A 17369-nucleotide genomic window follows, 5' to 3' on the forward strand; every position below is an offset into this window, starting at 1 on the left:
TTCATACAAAGTAATTTTAGAAATTAAAAAGTATTTTATAGTATGCCAATATTTAAAGTTGATTATATGTTGCTATTGCAGCATGAAAATGTAGAATATTTGCTTTAATAAGCAAATTAAAGATATATTAATCAAACATAAGTTGTACATTTATATATTATAAGAATTTGTAATGCAAAAGTTGATATAAGATGTTATTATAAACCAATAGTAGAACTAAAATAATTAATTTGAAAAATGTTGACAATGAAAAATAAAGAATATATAATGTGGATATAGTTTAGTATAAGTAAAAAAAATTAATATAATTTAAATTAGACAGAGAAGTCTTATTCCGTAATTTATGGAATAAGACTTTTTTATTTTACTAGAAAAATATTTATATGGGAGGAATTATAGAGTGGAATTTCTTAGAATAGAAAATATGACAAAGAAATTTAACAATGTTTTTGCAAATAATAATATTAATTTAATAATAAACAAAGGTGAAGTTCATACTCTTTTAGGTGAAAATGGAGCAGGAAAGAGTACACTTATGAATATTATTGTGGGATTGTACCAACCAACGAAAGGAAATATACACATTAATGGGAATATAGTGAAAATAGATTCTCCTGCAAAGGCAGTTAAAATGGGAATTGGTATGGTACATCAGCATTTTATGCTTGTGGAGGCTATGACTGTTTTTGAAAATATAATATTAGGAATAACAAAAGATAAATCTATTTTTATTAAAAAAGACATTATTAGAAAAGAAATAATGGAGCTTGCGAAGAAGTATGAACTAAATGTAGAACTTGATAAACAAATAACAGAAATATCATTAGGTGAACAGCAAAAGGTTGAGATACTTAAGGCATTATACAGAGGAGCGGAGTTATTAATTTTAGATGAGCCGACAGCAGCATTAACAGATCTTGAAGTTGTTGGATTATTTGAAATTATTAGAAAGCTTATAAGTGAAAAGAAGTCCGTTATTTTTATATCTCATAAGATGAGAGAAGTTTTAGAAATTAGTGATAAAATAACTATTCTTAGACAAGGAGAAACAATTAAAACATTAGATAAAAATAATACAAACTCAGAAGAACTTGCAAATCTTATGATAGGACGAGAGTTAGTTCAGAGTAAATATAAGAAAGTTAAAAGTACAAAAGAAAATATTATTTCAATAGAACATGTAGATTATAATAAGAAATCAAAACATAATGGATTATTTGATATTTCATTAACTATTGGTAAAGGGGAAATAGTTGGCATTGCAGGTGTTGATGGCAATGGGCAATCTCAATTAGCTCAACTGGTAACAGGAGTTATTTCACCAGATAATGGACAAGTTTTGCTGAAATCAAAGAGGATTTCAAAATTCTTACCGGAAAATTTTATAAATTCAAGTGTTTCACATATACCTGAAGACAGAAATAAGATGGGACTTATTGGAAATATGACCATTAAGGAGAATATGGTACTTAAAGATATAGAAAAATCACAATTTTCTCTGGGTAAAGGATGGTTTTTAAAGAAAAAAGAAATTACGAAATATGCGAACAAGATGAAAGAAAAATATGATATCAGATGTGATTCAGTAGAACAGGAAACAAGAAACCTTTCTGGTGGTAATCAGCAGAAAATTATTTTAGCACGTGAAATAGAAGAAAATCCAGAACTTTTGGTAGCAGTACATCCAACAAGAGGGTTAGATGTAGGAGCTACAAGATATGTTCATGATAAGATGATAGCCTCTAGAGATAAAGGCTGTGGAGTTTTGCTTATAAGTGCAGATTTTGATGAAGTATTAAAATTGTCAGATAGAATTTTAGTAATGTTTGAAGGAAAAATTGTTGGTATATTTTCAGGTGAAAATCCTCCAATTAACGAAATTTCCCTTGCTATGGCTGGAAAAACTAATGAAAATATGGAGGAAGTATTAGTATGAAATTAAAAAATGTCTTAATTAAAATGTTTATACCTATCATTTCAATAATATGTGCTTTTATAGTGGGTGCAATATTGATTACAACTATTGGAGGAAATCCAGGAGAGGCTTTCTTGTATTTATTTAAAGGTGCATTTGGAAATTTAACAAGTTTTGGGAAGACATTAGTTAAAGCAATACCTTTAATTTTTACGGGACTTGCAGCAACCTTTGCATATAGATGTGGTGTCTTTAATTTAGGAGCAGAGGGTCAATTTATTATTGGTGCTGTAACTAGTATATGGATTTCAGTAACTTTAAAAGGTGTATCAGGAGTTTGGCTTATTATATTAAGTTTAGTGCTAGGAGCAGCAGCTGGTGGAATTTGGGGTGCTATTCCGGGAATATTGAAAATTACAAGGGGATTAAACGAAATGATAGTTAGCATTATGCTCAACTATGTGGCCGTACTTTTTATGGGATATCTCTATACAGGTCCTTTAAGAGAAGGAAATGTTCCTCAGACAGAGGCTGTCAGTGATGCTTTAAAACTTGGACGAGTGTTTGGATCTAACGTACATACTGGTTTTATAATTGCTATAGTTTTAGCTCTTGTAATATATTATTTTTTATTTTACACATCAAAAGGATTTAAACTTCGTGCAGTGGGAATGAATGAAGTAGCATCCATGTATAATGGATTTTCTGTTAAAAAATTTATGTTAATGTCATTTATAGTTTCAGGAGCAATAGCTGGACTAGGTGGAAGTGTTGAACTTCACGGAGTACAATATCGTCTAATGTCTGGATTTGGAACTGGATATGGCTTTGACGGTGTGGCGATTGCACTCATTGGCCAATTAAATCCTATAGGGACTGTGCTTGTAGCGTATCTTTTTGCAATATTACGTACTGGAGCAAATACAATGCAGGTTGGTACTGGTATGCCAACTTCAGTAATAGATATCATTCAAGCGTTGGTTATTGTATTTGCAGTTGCAGGAAGTGCGCTTGTTAATCTTCCAAAAGTTAAACAGTTCTTTATTAATATAACTTCAAAGAAACAAACAAAGGTGGTGGAAGGATAATGGGGGACATTTTAAATGCAACGTTCATTCAAGAATTGCTTTTATCTACAGTGCGTATGGCAACTCCTATTTTAATGGTAGCAATTGCTGAACTTTATTCAGAACGTGCTGGACTGGTGAACATTGGACTTGACGGAATTATGGCTTTTGGTGCACTTATTGGATTTTTAGTAGGATATGCTACAGGGAATCCTTACATTGGAGTTTTAGCAGGGGCAGTTGGAGGAATACTTGTTAATATGATTTATGCTTTTTGTGTAATACATCTTTGTGCAGAACAAATAGTTTATGGTATGGCGATTAACATATTTGCACCTGCTATAGCATCATTTATTTATAAGATATATTTTGGAATAAATTCATCATTAATACAAGGCCCTTTAATGGAAGCGGTGCCTATTCCTTTGTTAAGTGATATACCTGTTATAGGTACAGTATTATTTGATCATACACCTATAGTATACTTCACATATTTAATGGTGCCTATAACTGCAATATTTTTAAATAAGACAAAGGCAGGTTTAAATTTTAAAGCTGTAGGGGAATATCCTAAGGCGGCAGAATCACTAGGAATTCATGTGGTTAGACAGAAATATATTGCAAGCATTATATGTGGAGCTTTAGCTGGTATTGGAGGAGCTTATCTTACAACTTGTTATATTAACACATATTCCGATGGAGTAGTGTCAGGAAGAGGATTTATTGCATTGTCAGCAGTAATATTTGGAAGATGGATGCCAGGCGGAGTATTATTAGCAGCATTATTATTTGGATTTGCCGATGCTCTTCAATTAAGGATGCAGGTAGCTAGCGCAGATACTCCTTATCAGCTGCTTGCAATGATTCCATATCTTTGTACACTATTTGCATTGGCATTCTTTGGAATAAAAAAGGCAGGTCCAAAGGCAAATGGAAAACCATATTTCAGAGAAGAACGTTAATAAAAGAAATCTAAATTATAGGTTTTACCTACAATAATTATAGATAAAAGCAATAAACAAATGGAGGGGTAATATATGAAAAAATTATTATCATTAGTATTAACAATGTGCACATTAGTTGCATTACTAGCTGGGTGTGGAGGTTCAAAAACTACTGAAACTTCAACAAAAGATTCAAAGGATGCAAAAAATAAAACCTATAAAGTTGCAATGATTTCTGATACTTCAATTTCTGATGGGGGATGGGGAGCTGCATGTTATAATGCGATGGTTACTGCTGCAAAAGAAAAGGGCTTTGAAACTCAATATACAGATGGCCTTAAGACAGCGGATTTTGCTCAAAGCATACGTTCATATGCAGATTTAGGATATGACTTGATTTTTGCACCAGGTAATCAATATTCAGATGCAGTAAAGGAAGTAGCCAAAGATTATCCGGATGTACATTTTGCATTATTAAATGGTACAGTCGAAACAGATAATATAGTTTCTCTTTTACCAGATGCAGAGCAAATAGGCCAAATGGCAGGTGCTCTTGCAGGTCTTATGAGCAAAACTAATAATATTGGTTTTATTGGAGGTATGGAATTAGATACTACAAAAACTAAACTTGAAAGCTATGAAGCAGCAGCAAAAGCTGTTAATCCAAATATCCAAGTTGCATCAGCTTATGCAGGTTCATTTAGTGACACTGCAAAGGGGATGGAAATTGCAAATTCTATGATAACATCTAAGAATGTAGACGTAATGTTTGGTGACGCAAGTGCTGTTGATTCAGGAGCACGCCAAGCATTAGCTAATAAATCAAATACATATGATATTGGTCAGCCAAGTGATCTTGTAAAGGATGATAAATCTGGCATAATAATTTCTAGTGTAGTGACAGATAATGCAGCTATGATAAAACTTTGTATGGATGATGTTATAAACGGCAAGTTTGGTAATAAAACTATATATGGAAATATTGAAAATGGATCTTTAAGTGTTGGTACAGTAAGTGATAAAGTGCCACAAGATATTAAGAGTAAATATTTGGAGATAGTTGATAAGATTAAGGCTGGTACCTTTATTAAAAAATAATTAAAAAATGAAAAGCCTCCGTTTTCTCGGAGGTTTTTTTATCATATAGAATTTACTTAGATCAAGGAGGTTAAAAATGAAGTTACATAAGTTAAAATTAAATAGTATTAGAACTAAGCTGGTTATTAGTTTGTTCGGAATATGTATAATACCATTAATTATTCTTGGATATGGTTCTAATAAACAAGCTAAGTTAATTCTTAACGAAAAATTAAAGACAACAAGTCAGCAAACACTTTTAGAGATGAATGATGGAATTAATAATTATTTTAATGGTTTTAGCAGCATGACTAACATGTTATCAAGTAATTATAACTTTATTAATTCTGATAAGGAGGAAGCATATTCATTTACAGTAGCAATGTTACAGAACGTAAAAGAAAGTAATAGAGATATTTATAGTGTATATTTTGCAACAGAAGATGGAAAATTTGAAATATACCCCAATGAAAAAATGCCCTATGGTTATAATCCCAAAGAGAAAAGTTGGTATAAGAAAGCGCTTGAGGGTAATCATCAAGTAATAATAACTTTACCATTTCAAGATGCTCAAACGGGAAAAAATGTTGTAGCTATAGCAAAAGCCGTAGAAAGGGATGGAAATGTAATAGGTGTCTGCGCAATGAGTGTTTCAGTTGATACTCTTTTAGAAAAGATAGGAACAAAGAAAATAGGAAATACAGGATATATTTTTATTTCTGACATTGAAGGAAAAAATATGATAGTTAATCCTAATAAAGATTTAATCGGTAGTGATAATGCATCTAAACAATCATTTTGGCAAGATGTAAAAACTCAAGATAAGGGATTTGTAACTTATGAAGATAATAATGTAAAGAGGTTTGGAGTTTATGAAACCAATAAGGCTACAGGCTGGAAATTAGTAGCTACATTAGATGAAAAAGAAATAATTAATGATACGAATTCCATATTGACTACCACATCAATTATAACTTTAGTTATAAGTCTAACTTCAATAATTTTATCCTTATTATTAAGTAGAGGTATAGCGGAAAATATAAAAAAACTAAAAGGAGTATTTGAAAAGGCTTCTAAGGGAGATTTAACAGTATCTATGGTCACATATACAAAAGATGAATTTATGGATTTATCAAACTCTTTTAATGAGATGATAAGAAATATATCAAGGCTTATGGAGAATGTTACAAAATCATCTAAAACAGTATTAGAAACTTCATCAAATTTGGCTAGCATGTCACAGGAAGTAACAGCCTCTATAAGTGAAGTTTCAAAAGCAATAGAAGATGTTTCACAAGGTGCAACAACTCAATCACAAAATGTCCAAAATGGAGTTTTAGAAATGAATGATTTATCAAATAGACTAGATAAAATTAGTAAAAATTCTTATGAAATGGATAAGCTTTCTGAAAAAACTAAAGAGTTAGGATCTAAAGGATTATCTATGGTAGATATATTAGCGGAAAAATCAAATAAAACTAAACTTGCGTCTAATGAAGTTAACGACATAGTTCAGGACATGAATGAAAGTACTAAAATAATAAATACAATATCTGAAAAGATATCTCAAATAACAGAGCAAACTAATCTTTTATCTTTAAATGCAAGTATAGAGGCTGCACGTGCAGGTGAAGCTGGTAAAGGGTTTGCTGTTGTAGCAGAAGAAATAAGAAAACTTGCAGAGCAGTCTAAGACGGCAACAGAAGAAATAAAGAATATCATAGTAAATATACAAGAAAAGTCAAATACAGTTGTAAAGGCTATTAAAGTTACAGAACAGGTAATAAATGAACAAGATTTATCAGTTAACAACACACATGATATATTTAATGAAATTCTTAATTCAATTGGGGGGATGATCAATAAGGTTGAGGAAGTAAAACTATCTGTTGCTGATATAGATAAAAAAAAGTGCAGAGTAGTAACAGAAATTGAAAATATTTCATCTATATCACAAGAAAATGCAGCTGTATCAGAAGAAGTGACAGCTTCAACAGAAGAAATAAGTGGGGCTATGGATAAGTATACTGAATATGCAGACGAGCTTCAATTATTAGCAGAAAAGTTAAATTTAGAAATAAAAAGATTTAAGATAAATTAAGATATGCAATGAATTTAATTTCTATAGTTTTGTGTCGACCGAAGCTTCGAATATTTAATAATAGTTTATATAAAGTAGGCTCAGCTCAAATTCGCATTTGAGTCATAAGAAAACATTTTTACTGAGATCATGACTATGGAAGATACAAGTAATACATATTTAAATGCTAATAGTTGATATTAGGATTTATATGATATAACAGTTAGATATTATCAACGAAAAAAATTAATAAGTAAATTTATACATAAAGATAGTTTTTGCGTTATAATTTTATTGTTATATAATATTATAACAATAAAATAGTTTAAAAATGAATATTTAATAGTATAATATTTTTTATACTTTATAAATTTAGAATTCCAAATAGAATAATGGTTTGAAATTATTTATTACTTATATAAAATAATAGATAATAGGAGATTTTAGAGGAATTCTATAAAAATGTTCTTAGTATTAGGAGAGATTTTATATGATTGGAGAAAAAATAAGAGAAAGAAGACAACAATTAGGATTGAGCCTAAAGGAATTAGCTGAAAAAACAGATTTGACATCTGGTTTTTTAAGTCAAATAGAAAGAGATTTATCAGAGCCATCAATTTCATCACTACGAAAAATTGCAGAAGTTTTGGGAGTGGCTGTGTTTTACTTTTTAATAGATAATAAGGTTAAAAACCCAGTAGTAAGACATAATGAAAGGAAGAAAATAAGATTCTCAGAATCTCATATGACATATGAACTACTATGCCCAGATATGGATAGGCAACTTGAAATGTTTATGGCTAAGCTGGAGCCAGGAGCCATGACTTGTAGTGAACCATTGACTCACCCCGGAGAAGAAGTAACCTATGTTTTAAAGGGAAAGATGTGGATAAAAATAGGCACAGATGAGTATACCCTCGAAGAAGGTGATACAATTTACTATTTTGGAACAACTCCACACCAAATTATTAATACTGGTTCAGAAGAACTAATATTTATTTCAACCATTACTCCTCCTCAATTCTAAAAAATAATACAATTATTATGAATTTATTGACAACATCTCTAAGAAATGATATTATACATACATTAAATAAATTTAGTCACATTAAACTTATATTGACGATGAAGTCATCACATGATCATTTGTGGTGGCTTTTTTTTATTGGTACGGGATATTGAATAGTATTCTTTAATTAAATAAACATAGAGTAGACGGTTTGTGCAAAGGGGCATCTTATCAGTAATCTATTGTTAAATAATTAATAAGAGTAAGATGTATCATAAAAATTAAGTATAGGTAAAAATAATAACAATTGATTTTATGTATTAAGAGTAGAGAGGATAATCATAATGACTGAAAATTTTAAGAATGTTAATTTTAAAAGGAAAAATGAAAAGAAAACATCATTAGATTTTTTAAATATTGATGTTGCAAGAAAAGCACAAAAATTTCATAGCAATTTTCATAATTACAGTATGACTCCGCTTACTGAACTAAAGAATTTAGCTAGTACTTTAGGTGTGAGTAATATATATGTAAAAGATGAGTCATACAGATTTGGATTAAATGCATTTAAAGTGCTTGGAGGAAGTTATGCGATAGGTAATTATATTGCTGAAAAACTAGGACAAGATATAGATAATCTACCATACGATAAAATAACTTCTGATGAAGTGAAAAAAGAACTTGGGGATATAACATTTATTACTGCAACAGATGGAAATCACGGGCGTGGTGTTGCATGGACAGCGAATAGATTGAGACAAAAATCTGTAGTATATATGCCAAAAGGTAGTTCATTAGAGAGATTAAATAATATAAAAGCCGAAGGGGCAGATGCTTCAATAACTGATATGAATTATGATGAGGCTGTAAGGTTTTCAAATGATTTAGCTGAGAAAAATGGATGGGTAATGGTTCAAGATACAGCATGGGAAGGTTATGAAAAAATACCAACTTGGATTATGCAGGGATATACTACAATGGCATATGAAGTATATATGCAGTTGCAAGAAATGAAAGAAGATATGCCAACACATATTTTTTTACAAGCAGGGGTTGGAGCTTTTGCAGGAGCAGTTCAAGGATTTTTTGCTAGTGTCTATGGTGAAAAAAGACCAATAACAACGATAGTTGAACCTAATAAGGCCGATTGCATTTATAGAACTTCAGAGAAAAATGATGGAAAGCTCCATTTTGTGACAGGTGATATGGATACAATAATGGCAGGACTTGCTTGTGGAGAACCATGCAGAATAGGGTACGAAGTTCTACGCGACTATAGTGATAATTTTGTATCATGTCCAGACTATGTAACAGCAAAAGGCATGAGAGTTATGGGAAATCCTGTTGAGAGTGATAAAAAGGTTATTTCAGGAGAAAGCGGAGCAGTTACAATTGGGCTTATTGCAGAAATTTTCGAGAATAAGGATTTACAATGGTTAAAAGAAGAATTAAAGCTTGATGAAAATTCAAGAATACTTTGCTTCAGCACTGAAGGAAATACAGATAAAGAAAGCTATAGAGATATAGTATGGAATGGAAAGTACCCAAGCCATAGATAAACAATATATAATTTAGACTCATGTGACGCTTACCGAAATTATAAAATTTTTATTCCGGAAAATTAAGGAGGGTGGAATGAGATGAAAGGTTGCAAAAATGATATTAAAATTTTAAAAGGAAATATAGTATATACAGAAACAAGTGAATTGTTTAATATAGTCGAAAGTGGATATATAGTAGTTTGCGGGAATTTTGTTGAGGGAGTATATAGGGAGTTGCCAGAAAGATATAAAAATATAAAGATTGATGATCATGGAAACAAACTTATAATTCCTGGTTTTGTAGATTTGCATACTCATGCTTCTCAATTTGCCATAAAAGGTATTGGGTATGATAAAGAATTGTTGCCTTGGCTTAAAACATATACTTTTCCAGAAGAAGCAAAATTTCAAGACTTATCTTACGCTAAAAAGGTGTATAAGGAATTTACTGATGACCTATATGCAGAAGGAACTACAAGAGCTGTTATTTTTGCAACAATTCACCCTGAAGCTACAGAAGTTTTAATGAGCTTAATTGAAGAAAAAGGAATAATATCATATGTGGGAAAAGTGAATATGGACAGAAATTGTCCTGATATATTAAGAGAAGACAGTGAAGAGTCAATAAAAATGACTATAAAGTGGTTGGAGAATTGTAGTAAAAAATATAAATTCGTAAGACCTATAATCACACCAAGATTTGTGCCAAGTTGTACAGGATACCTAATGAAAGCGTTAGGTAATATCGCAACAAACCGAAATATGCCAGTTCAATCACATCTATCAGAGAACTTATCAGAAATTAAATGGGTAAGGGAATTACACCCAGAATGTAAAAATTATGCGGATGTATATAACCAATTAAATCTCTTTGGACAAACTAAAACTATAATGGCTCATTGTGTTCATTTAACAGAAGAAGAGATAGACACAATTGTTAAAAATAGTGTTATAGTAGCACATTGTCCAACTTCTAACGTAAATTTATCAAGTGGAATATCTCCGATAAATAAACTATTAAAGAGAAAAGTTCAAATAGGACTTGGATCAGATATAGCTGGTGGAGAAAGTTTAAGTATGTTTTCTGTAATGGCATGCGCAATTAGAATATCAAAATTAAGAAAAACATGCTCTATGGAAGATGAAAAATCTTTAACACTTCAAGAAGTTTTTTACTTAGCAACAAAAGGTGGAGGAAGTTTTTTCGGAAAGGTTGGAAGCTTTGAAAAAGGATATGAATTTGATGCCTTAGTAATAGATGATGATAACCTATGGAAAATTGATAAAGGAACAATTGAAGAAAGATTAGAAAGATTAGTATATCTAGGTGATAAGAAAAATATAACAAATAGGTACGTATGTGGAAATGAAATATAAGAAGGGTAGGTTATTTATGGATAAGGATAGAAAAGAAAAATTAATAAAACTTTGCCAAGATATTATTAGAATTCAGAGTTACTCAGGTAACGAAGGAGAGGTAGTTAGGTGCTTGGAAGAGCATATGAAAAGTATTGGCTTCGATGAAATTATTGTAGATAAGTATGGAAGTATAATTGGAAAAATAAAAGGGAATAGACCAGGTAATAAAGTACTTTTTGATGCCCATATTGATACAGTTCCAGTAAATAACCCAGAAGAATGGAAACATGATCCCTTTGGAGCTGAAATAGATGAAGATAAGATTTATGGAAGAGGCACGTCTGATATGAAAGGTTCTTTAGCAGCTATGATAATTGCAGCAGAATATTTCGCCAAGGACAATAACAGGGATTTCCCAGGAGAAATATATATTGCTGGAGTAGTTCATGAAGAATGTTTCGAAGGAGTTGCAGCGAGAAATATAAGCGAACTTGTAAATCCAGATTATGTGGTAATAGGGGAAGCCTCTGAACTTAATCTTAAAATAGGGCAACGCGGACGTGCTGAAATTGTAGTTGAGACCTTTGGAGTTCCTGCTCATTCAGCTAATCCGGAAAAAGGAGTAAATGCAGTTTATAGCATATCTAAAATAATAAATAAGCTTCAAGAAATTAAATATGAAGAAGATGAGTTTTTAGGAAAAGGAATTCTAGAACTTACAGATATTAAATCATCACCTTATCCAGGGGCATCTGTTGTACCAAGTTATTGTAAGGCAACCTATGATAGAAGGTTATTAGTTGGTGAAACTAAAGAAGGTGTTTTAGAGCCAATAATAAAATTAATAGATGAGTTGAAAAATGAATCATCTAATGTTAATTACAAGGTCTCTTATGCTAAAGGAACAGAGAAATGTCATACAGGAGAAGTGATTAAAGGAGAAAGATTCTTTCCAGCATGGTGTTATAAAGAGAATGAAGCATTTGTACAAAATACTTTCAAAGGTTTATGTGATATAGGGTTGAATCCAAAGATAACTAACTATTCTTTCTGTACAAATGGAAGTCATTATGCTGGAGAAGCTAACATAAAAACTATAGGATTTGGTCCATCAAAAGAAAACATAGCACACACTATTGATGAATATATTGAAATAGAGCAGTTATCCAAGTCATGTGAAGGTTATTATAAGATAATGGAAACATTATTAGGATTAGAGGAATAAGAAGATGAAATGGATGATAAGCAATGGAACTATAGTTGATGGAACTAATAAACCAGCGTACAGTGGAGATTTAATAATAAGTGACGATACAATTATAGAAATTGGTGATTTAGAAAGTAAAAAGGAAGCCATGGATTATGTATTGGATGCAAGTGGCTTGACTGTTGCTCCAGGATTTATTGATACACATAGTCATTCAGATTTAGAAATCTTAAGTAATCAAAATATAAGGCCTAAGATTTACCAAGGGATAACAACTGAGGTTTTGGGACAAGATGGTATATCTATGGCCCCGCTGCCAAGTAAATTCGTTAAGGATTGGAGAAAAAATCTAAGTGGCCTTGAGGGTGACAGTGATGAGATTTCGTGGGATTATAAAACAGTAAAAGACTATTTTAATGCAATTGAAGATAGAGGATTAGTATCTAACGTATGTTATCTTGTGCCTCACGGCAATATTAGAATGGAGGCAATGGGGCTTTCTTCAAATAAAGCGGACAAAGAGGACATAGAAAGTATGAAATTAATTCTACGAAGAGAGCTTGAGTCAGGTGCTATTGGACTATCTTCAGGACTTATATACATTCCATGCGCTTATGGTGATACAGAAGAGTTAATTGAGCTTTGCAAAGTAGTTGCGGAATATAATAAGATTTTTGTAGTACACCAAAGAAGTGAAGCAAATGAAATTATTGATTCAATGAAAGAAATAATTAGGATTGGTAAAGAAAGTGGTGTAAAAATACATTTTTCTCATTTTAAAATTTGTGGGAAAAATAATTGGCATAAAATAGATGATATAGTTTCTCTTATAGAAGAAGCAGAAAAAGAAGGAGTAAAAATATCTTTTGATCAATACCCTTATGATGCTGGAAGTACGATGCTTAGTGTCATAATCCCGCCATGGGTTCATAATGGTGGAACTAATAAAATGCTGGAAAGAATAAAATCAAAAGATTTAAGGCAAAAGATTATTAATGAAATATATGAAACAAATTGTAATTGGGATAATTTTATTGAATTTGCAGGTATAGATGGAATATATATTACTTCAGTAAAAACATATAAGAATAAAGAGATAATAGGGAAAAACTTAAAAGAGCTAGGTGAAATAAGGAATCAAGATCCGATAGAAGCAACGTTAGATTTATTAATAGAAGAAGAAAATGCAGTTGGCATGATTGATTATTACGGATCAGAAGATCATATAATCCAATTTATGAAAAGGCCAGAACAAAATTTTTGCACTGATGGTTTGCTTGGAGGAAAGCCACATCCAAGGGTATATGGGGCTTTCCCAAGAGTATTAGGTCGATATGTCAGAGAGCTTAATGCTTTAACATTGGAAGAAGCAATATATAAAATGACTAGTAAATCTGCGGTCACAATGGGAATAAAGGATAGAGGATGCCTTGATGTCGGATTTAAGGCAGATATAGTAATATTTGATAAAGATAAGATAATGGATAAAGGTACATTTATAGAACCTGAGCAATATCCAGAAGGAATATCATATGTAATTGTAAATGGAAATATTGTTGTAGAAAATGAAAATTACTCTCCTGGCAATTATGGAGCTATCATAAAGTTAGAAACTTAGAATGAACTTTCATTATATTATTAATATGTTAAGAATGATACATATTAGATGAAGAGGGTCGAAGAATGATGGATGTAGATGGAGTTATACTAGCAGGGGGATATTCAAGTAGAGCTAATGCTTTTAAAATGGAACTTGAAATTAATAATAAGCCAATCTTACAGAGATGCATAGAGGCTTTATATGATAACTGTAATAATATAATAGTAGTTAGTGGGTATAAGCATGAGAAGATAAATAGATTGGTAGAAAATTATACAAAGGCAAAAGTAGTATACAATGATGAATTTTATAAAGGAATGTTTAGTTCTATAAAAAAGGGAATACAAAATGTTACAGCATCAAAATTCTTACTTACTCCTGGAGATTATCCGTTAATAAATAAAGATATAATAGAGAAATTACTAAGTGAAGAGAAGGAAATAGTTATACCAAGCTTTAATATGAGAGGCGGACATCCGATTTTATTAGGTAGAAATCTAATAAGAGAAATATTACAAGAACCTGATGATTCTAATTTAAAAAAATATTTGAGTAAGAAGCAGTGCTCATACCTTAATATAGATGATAAAGGAATATTGTTGGATGTTGATACTATGGAAGATTACGAAAATGTGAAAAATATTATTGAAAAATAATTATAATAATAAATTATTTTCAATATTATTGACTTATTAGAGAAGGGCGATATATAATATTTAATAAAAATAAAAAAATTTAATAAAAGTTAAGCATAGACAAAGAGGTCTTATTTCAAAATCAGAAGTAAGGCCTCTTTTTGTTTTTATTACTCAAAAATTCTAATAAGGCTAAATTAAGAAGAATTTTAGATAAGTATAATATAAAAATTTAGAATTTAAATTTAAAAAGTTATATTAAATATATGGAAAATTTATAGGCTAATTATTACTTAAAAGGATAACAGATATGAAAAGAAAATTTTAAACTTATCTAAAAGGAGGAGATTTTATTTTTGATTTGGGGATATTAAATGGAAGATTATATTTAGAAGGAAATTTTATATACAGCAATTTATATATAAAAAATGGAATTATAGATACAGTATCTACATCAATTTTAGATTGTAAAGAAAAATATGATGCTAAAGGAAAAATGGTTTTACCAGGTTTCATAGATGCACATGTACATTTTAATTTAGGTGTTGGAGAAAATGTTTCAATTGATGATTTTTTTGAAGGTTCAAAAAAGGCAGCTATGGGAGGGATAACAACATTTATAGATTTTTTAGATCCAATTAATAATGTTGATCAGTTAGATGAAGCTTTTAATAAAAGATATGAACTAGCAAAAAAAAGTGTTGTTGATTATGGTTTTCATGTGACACTTGGAAATCCAGATGGAGATGTTAAAGAACTCCTAAACAAAAGTTCTTTACTTGGCATGCCAACTATAAAATTATTTACAACATATGCATCAACTAATAGACAAACAAAGGATTATTACATAGATGAATTACTAAAGTATTCAAAGAAAACGAAAACTAGAGTATTAGTTCATGCAGAAAATAATGACATGATAAGAGAAGAAAATATTTTGGTAAAAGATCATGAAAAAGCAAGACCAGCACTATCAGAAATTACAGAAGTTTTAAAATTAGCTGAAATGGCAAGATATAGAGATGGCCTTTTATATATTGTTCATACCAATTGTGGAACTACCCTTGAAAGACTAAAGGAAGTTTATTTAGATGAATTACATTCAACGATAGTATTAGAAAGCGCACCTCATTATTTTAGATTTAGCTCTTCATTATATGAAAAAGAAGATGGATATTTATATACTATGACGCCACCTTTAAGAAGTGAAGAAGAAAGATTAAAGATGATTAATAATATAGATGCAATTGATGTAATAGGTACAGATCATTGTCCGTTTTCTAAAAGATTAAAAAATAAGAAATATACAAGTGAAATTCCCATGGGAATAGATGGAGTAAAATATTCATTTTTAAATATGTTTACTCTTTTTGGAGAAAGTATAATTTCTAAATTTACAGTAGAACCTTCAAAGATTCATGGATTATATCCTAAAAAAGGAACGATAATGCCGGGAAGTGATGGAGATATAGTGGTTTTTGACCCAAATAAGACAACTAAAATAGCGGATGATAATTCTGTTTATCATGACGAAATTTTGAAAGGTGAAATAAGTGCAACTATATCTAAAGGAAAGATTGTAGTTAGTGAAGGTGAGTTTTTAGGCGGACAAGGTGAGTATTTACCAAGGAGGTTACAAGTATGATTAAAGCATTAATAAATGTCAATATATTTAATTTTGATTCATTAAAGGAAAAATCTTATGTGTTATTTGATAAACAAATAATTGAAGTGGGTTCCATGGAAAACTTTAAGGGAGCAGATGAAGTATATGACTGTAATAATCAAATATTAATGCCCGGACTTGTAAATTGCCATAGCCATATATATTCAACCTTTGCTAGAGGATGGATTACCGAATTTGATCCCAAAAGTTTTGTAGATTTATTAGAGCAAATGTGGTGGAAATTAGATAAGGTTCTTGATGAAAAAGATATTTATTATAGTGCTCTTGTAAGTGGAATTGAATTTATAAAAAATGGAGTAACTACAGTAGTAGATCATCATGCTAGTGGGAGAAAAATAAGAGGCAGCTTAAATTTATTAAAAAGGGCTTTATGTGATTATATAGGAATTCGAGGAGTATTTTGCTTCGAAAGTAGCGATAGATTCCCAATAGATGAATGTATCGAAGAAAACATCGAGTTTAGTAAAATTCATTCAACTATGACAAGTGGATTATTTGGAATGCATGCATGTTTGACATTAAGTGATGAGTCTTTGAAGAAAATAGCAGATAGAAGTAAAGGAATGCCGATACACATTCATGTTGGTGAAAGTGATGAGGATAATATAGAAAGTATTGAGAAATTTAAAAAAACACCTATCGAAAGATTAGAGGAACATGGATTGCTTAGAGAAAACTCGATTTTATCACATTGTGTCTATTTAAGTGAAAATGATATGGATATTTTAAAAAAGTATAAGGTTTATGTAGCATTAAATCCTACTTCCAATTTTAATAATGCGGTGGGTTTAGCAGATGTATTGGAACTTGAGAAGAGGGAAATAAAATGTCTTTTAGGTAATGATGGGCTTGGATTTAATTTAACTAGAGACATGATTAATTTAATGTTTGGAATGCATTTGAAGTATAAGAATCCTACAGCATATGCTTTAGGGAACATTAAGAAGATTATAGAGAACAACTACGAGTATGCAAGCAACATTTTAGGCTGCAAGCTTGGAAAAATTGAAGAAGGGTACGAAGCAGATTTTTTGACTTTAGAATATAATGCACCTACGCCAATAACAGAAAATAATTTATTCGGTCATTTTTTTTATGGAATGTTAGATAATTTTAAGCCTAAGAATGTTTGGTGCAATGGTGAAATTAGATTAAAAGATTATAAGGTATTGCAGGATGAAGAGAAAATATACAAAGAATCAACTCAAATAGCACATGAGATTTGGGAAAAGTGTAAGGAGAAATAAT

At 30.6% G+C, this 17369-nt stretch carries 13 protein-coding genes; all 13 read left to right on the forward strand.

Going from position 1 to position 17369, the window contains the following annotated elements; genetic code table 11:
• The first annotated feature begins 400 nt into the window (after window positions 1-400).
• Window positions 401-1936: an ABC transporter ATP-binding protein gene (locus ACJDTP_RS07950; RefSeq protein WP_406760883.1), complete on the forward strand. Its 1536-nt coding sequence runs from the start codon at window positions 401-403 to the stop codon at window positions 1934-1936.
• Window positions 1933-3003: an ABC transporter permease gene (locus ACJDTP_RS07955; RefSeq protein ID WP_039773871.1), complete on the forward strand. Its 1071-nt coding sequence runs from the start codon at window positions 1933-1935 to the stop codon at window positions 3001-3003. Before ACJDTP_RS07950 ends, ACJDTP_RS07955 begins: the two co-directional genes overlap by 4 nt.
• Window positions 3003-3944 carry an ABC transporter permease gene (locus ACJDTP_RS07960; RefSeq protein WP_078115819.1) on the forward strand — a complete coding sequence of 314 codons (942 nt, stop codon included), beginning with the start codon at window positions 3003-3005 and terminating at the stop codon, window positions 3942-3944. Before ACJDTP_RS07955 ends, ACJDTP_RS07960 begins: the two co-directional genes overlap by 1 nt.
• A gap of 75 nt (window positions 3945-4019) precedes the next feature.
• On the forward strand, window positions 4020-5024 hold the full coding sequence (locus ACJDTP_RS07965; RefSeq protein WP_078115820.1) for a BMP family protein: 1005 nt from the start codon (window positions 4020-4022) through the stop codon (window positions 5022-5024).
• 76 nt (window positions 5025-5100) lie between these two features.
• Entirely contained in the window at window positions 5101-7104 is a 2004-nt protein-coding gene (locus tag ACJDTP_RS07970; protein WP_078115821.1) for a methyl-accepting chemotaxis protein, read from the forward strand.
• A 469-nt stretch (window positions 7105-7573) separates the two neighbouring features.
• Window positions 7574-8110 carry a helix-turn-helix domain-containing protein gene (locus ACJDTP_RS07975; protein WP_039768184.1) on the forward strand — a complete coding sequence of 179 codons (537 nt, stop codon included), beginning with the start codon at window positions 7574-7576 and terminating at the stop codon, window positions 8108-8110.
• A gap of 326 nt (window positions 8111-8436) precedes the next feature.
• Window positions 8437-9651: a diaminopropionate ammonia-lyase gene (dpaL, locus tag ACJDTP_RS07980; protein ID WP_406760884.1), complete on the forward strand. Its 1215-nt coding sequence runs from the start codon at window positions 8437-8439 to the stop codon at window positions 9649-9651.
• Between the two features lie 81 nt (window positions 9652-9732).
• Window positions 9733-11010: a guanine deaminase gene (guaD, locus tag ACJDTP_RS07985; protein ID WP_406760885.1), complete on the forward strand. Its 1278-nt coding sequence runs from the start codon at window positions 9733-9735 to the stop codon at window positions 11008-11010.
• 16 nt (window positions 11011-11026) lie between these two features.
• Window positions 11027-12217, forward strand: coding sequence for a YgeY family selenium metabolism-linked hydrolase (locus tag ACJDTP_RS07990; RefSeq protein ID WP_406760886.1), 1191 nt, complete (start codon window positions 11027-11029; stop codon window positions 12215-12217).
• Between the two features lie 4 nt (window positions 12218-12221).
• Window positions 12222-13817, forward strand: coding sequence for an N-acyl-D-amino-acid deacylase family protein (locus ACJDTP_RS07995; protein WP_406760887.1), 1596 nt, complete (start codon window positions 12222-12224; stop codon window positions 13815-13817).
• Between the two features lie 65 nt (window positions 13818-13882).
• Complete coding sequence (locus ACJDTP_RS08000) at window positions 13883-14455, forward strand: nucleotidyltransferase family protein (protein WP_406760888.1); 573 nt, start codon at window positions 13883-13885, stop codon at window positions 14453-14455.
• A 340-nt stretch (window positions 14456-14795) separates the two neighbouring features.
• Window positions 14796-16079, forward strand: coding sequence for an amidohydrolase family protein (locus tag ACJDTP_RS08005; RefSeq protein ID WP_192927421.1), 1284 nt, complete (start codon window positions 14796-14798; stop codon window positions 16077-16079).
• A complete protein-coding gene (locus ACJDTP_RS08010) occupies window positions 16076-17368 on the forward strand; it encodes an amidohydrolase family protein (protein ID WP_406760889.1) in 1293 nt (430 codons plus the stop codon). Before ACJDTP_RS08005 ends, ACJDTP_RS08010 begins: the two co-directional genes overlap by 4 nt.
• The last annotated feature ends 1 nt before the right edge of the window (window position 17369 follow it).

It is taken from the genome of Candidatus Clostridium helianthi (assembly GCF_045310795.1).
In the GTDB taxonomy this organism is placed as follows: domain Bacteria; phylum Bacillota; class Clostridia; order Clostridiales; family Clostridiaceae; genus Clostridium; species Clostridium helianthi.

Excerpts from the sequence above, each read along its gene's own strand:
- ACJDTP_RS07965 (WP_078115820.1), top strand. The coding sequence starts at position 4,020 with ATGAAAAAATTATTATCATTAGTATTAACAATGTGCACATTAGTTGCA.
- guaD (WP_406760885.1), top strand. The coding sequence starts at position 9,733 with ATGAAAGGTTGCAAAAATGATATTAAAATTTTAAAAGGAAATATAGTA.
- dpaL (WP_406760884.1), top strand. The coding sequence starts at position 8,437 with ATGACTGAAAATTTTAAGAATGTTAATTTTAAAAGGAAAAATGAAAAG.
- ACJDTP_RS07975 (WP_039768184.1), top strand. The coding sequence starts at position 7,574 with ATGATTGGAGAAAAAATAAGAGAAAGAAGACAACAATTAGGATTGAGC.
- ACJDTP_RS07955 (WP_039773871.1), top strand. The coding sequence starts at position 1,933 with ATGAAATTAAAAAATGTCTTAATTAAAATGTTTATACCTATCATTTCA.
- ACJDTP_RS07995 (WP_406760887.1), top strand. The coding sequence starts at position 12,222 with ATGAAATGGATGATAAGCAATGGAACTATAGTTGATGGAACTAATAAA.
- ACJDTP_RS07970 (WP_078115821.1), top strand. The coding sequence starts at position 5,101 with ATGAAGTTACATAAGTTAAAATTAAATAGTATTAGAACTAAGCTGGTT.
- ACJDTP_RS07960 (WP_078115819.1), top strand. The coding sequence starts at position 3,003 with ATGGGGGACATTTTAAATGCAACGTTCATTCAAGAATTGCTTTTATCT.
- ACJDTP_RS07990 (WP_406760886.1), top strand. The coding sequence starts at position 11,027 with ATGGATAAGGATAGAAAAGAAAAATTAATAAAACTTTGCCAAGATATT.
- ACJDTP_RS08000 (WP_406760888.1), top strand. The coding sequence starts at position 13,883 with ATGATGGATGTAGATGGAGTTATACTAGCAGGGGGATATTCAAGTAGA.
- ACJDTP_RS08010 (WP_406760889.1), top strand. The coding sequence starts at position 16,076 with ATGATTAAAGCATTAATAAATGTCAATATATTTAATTTTGATTCATTA.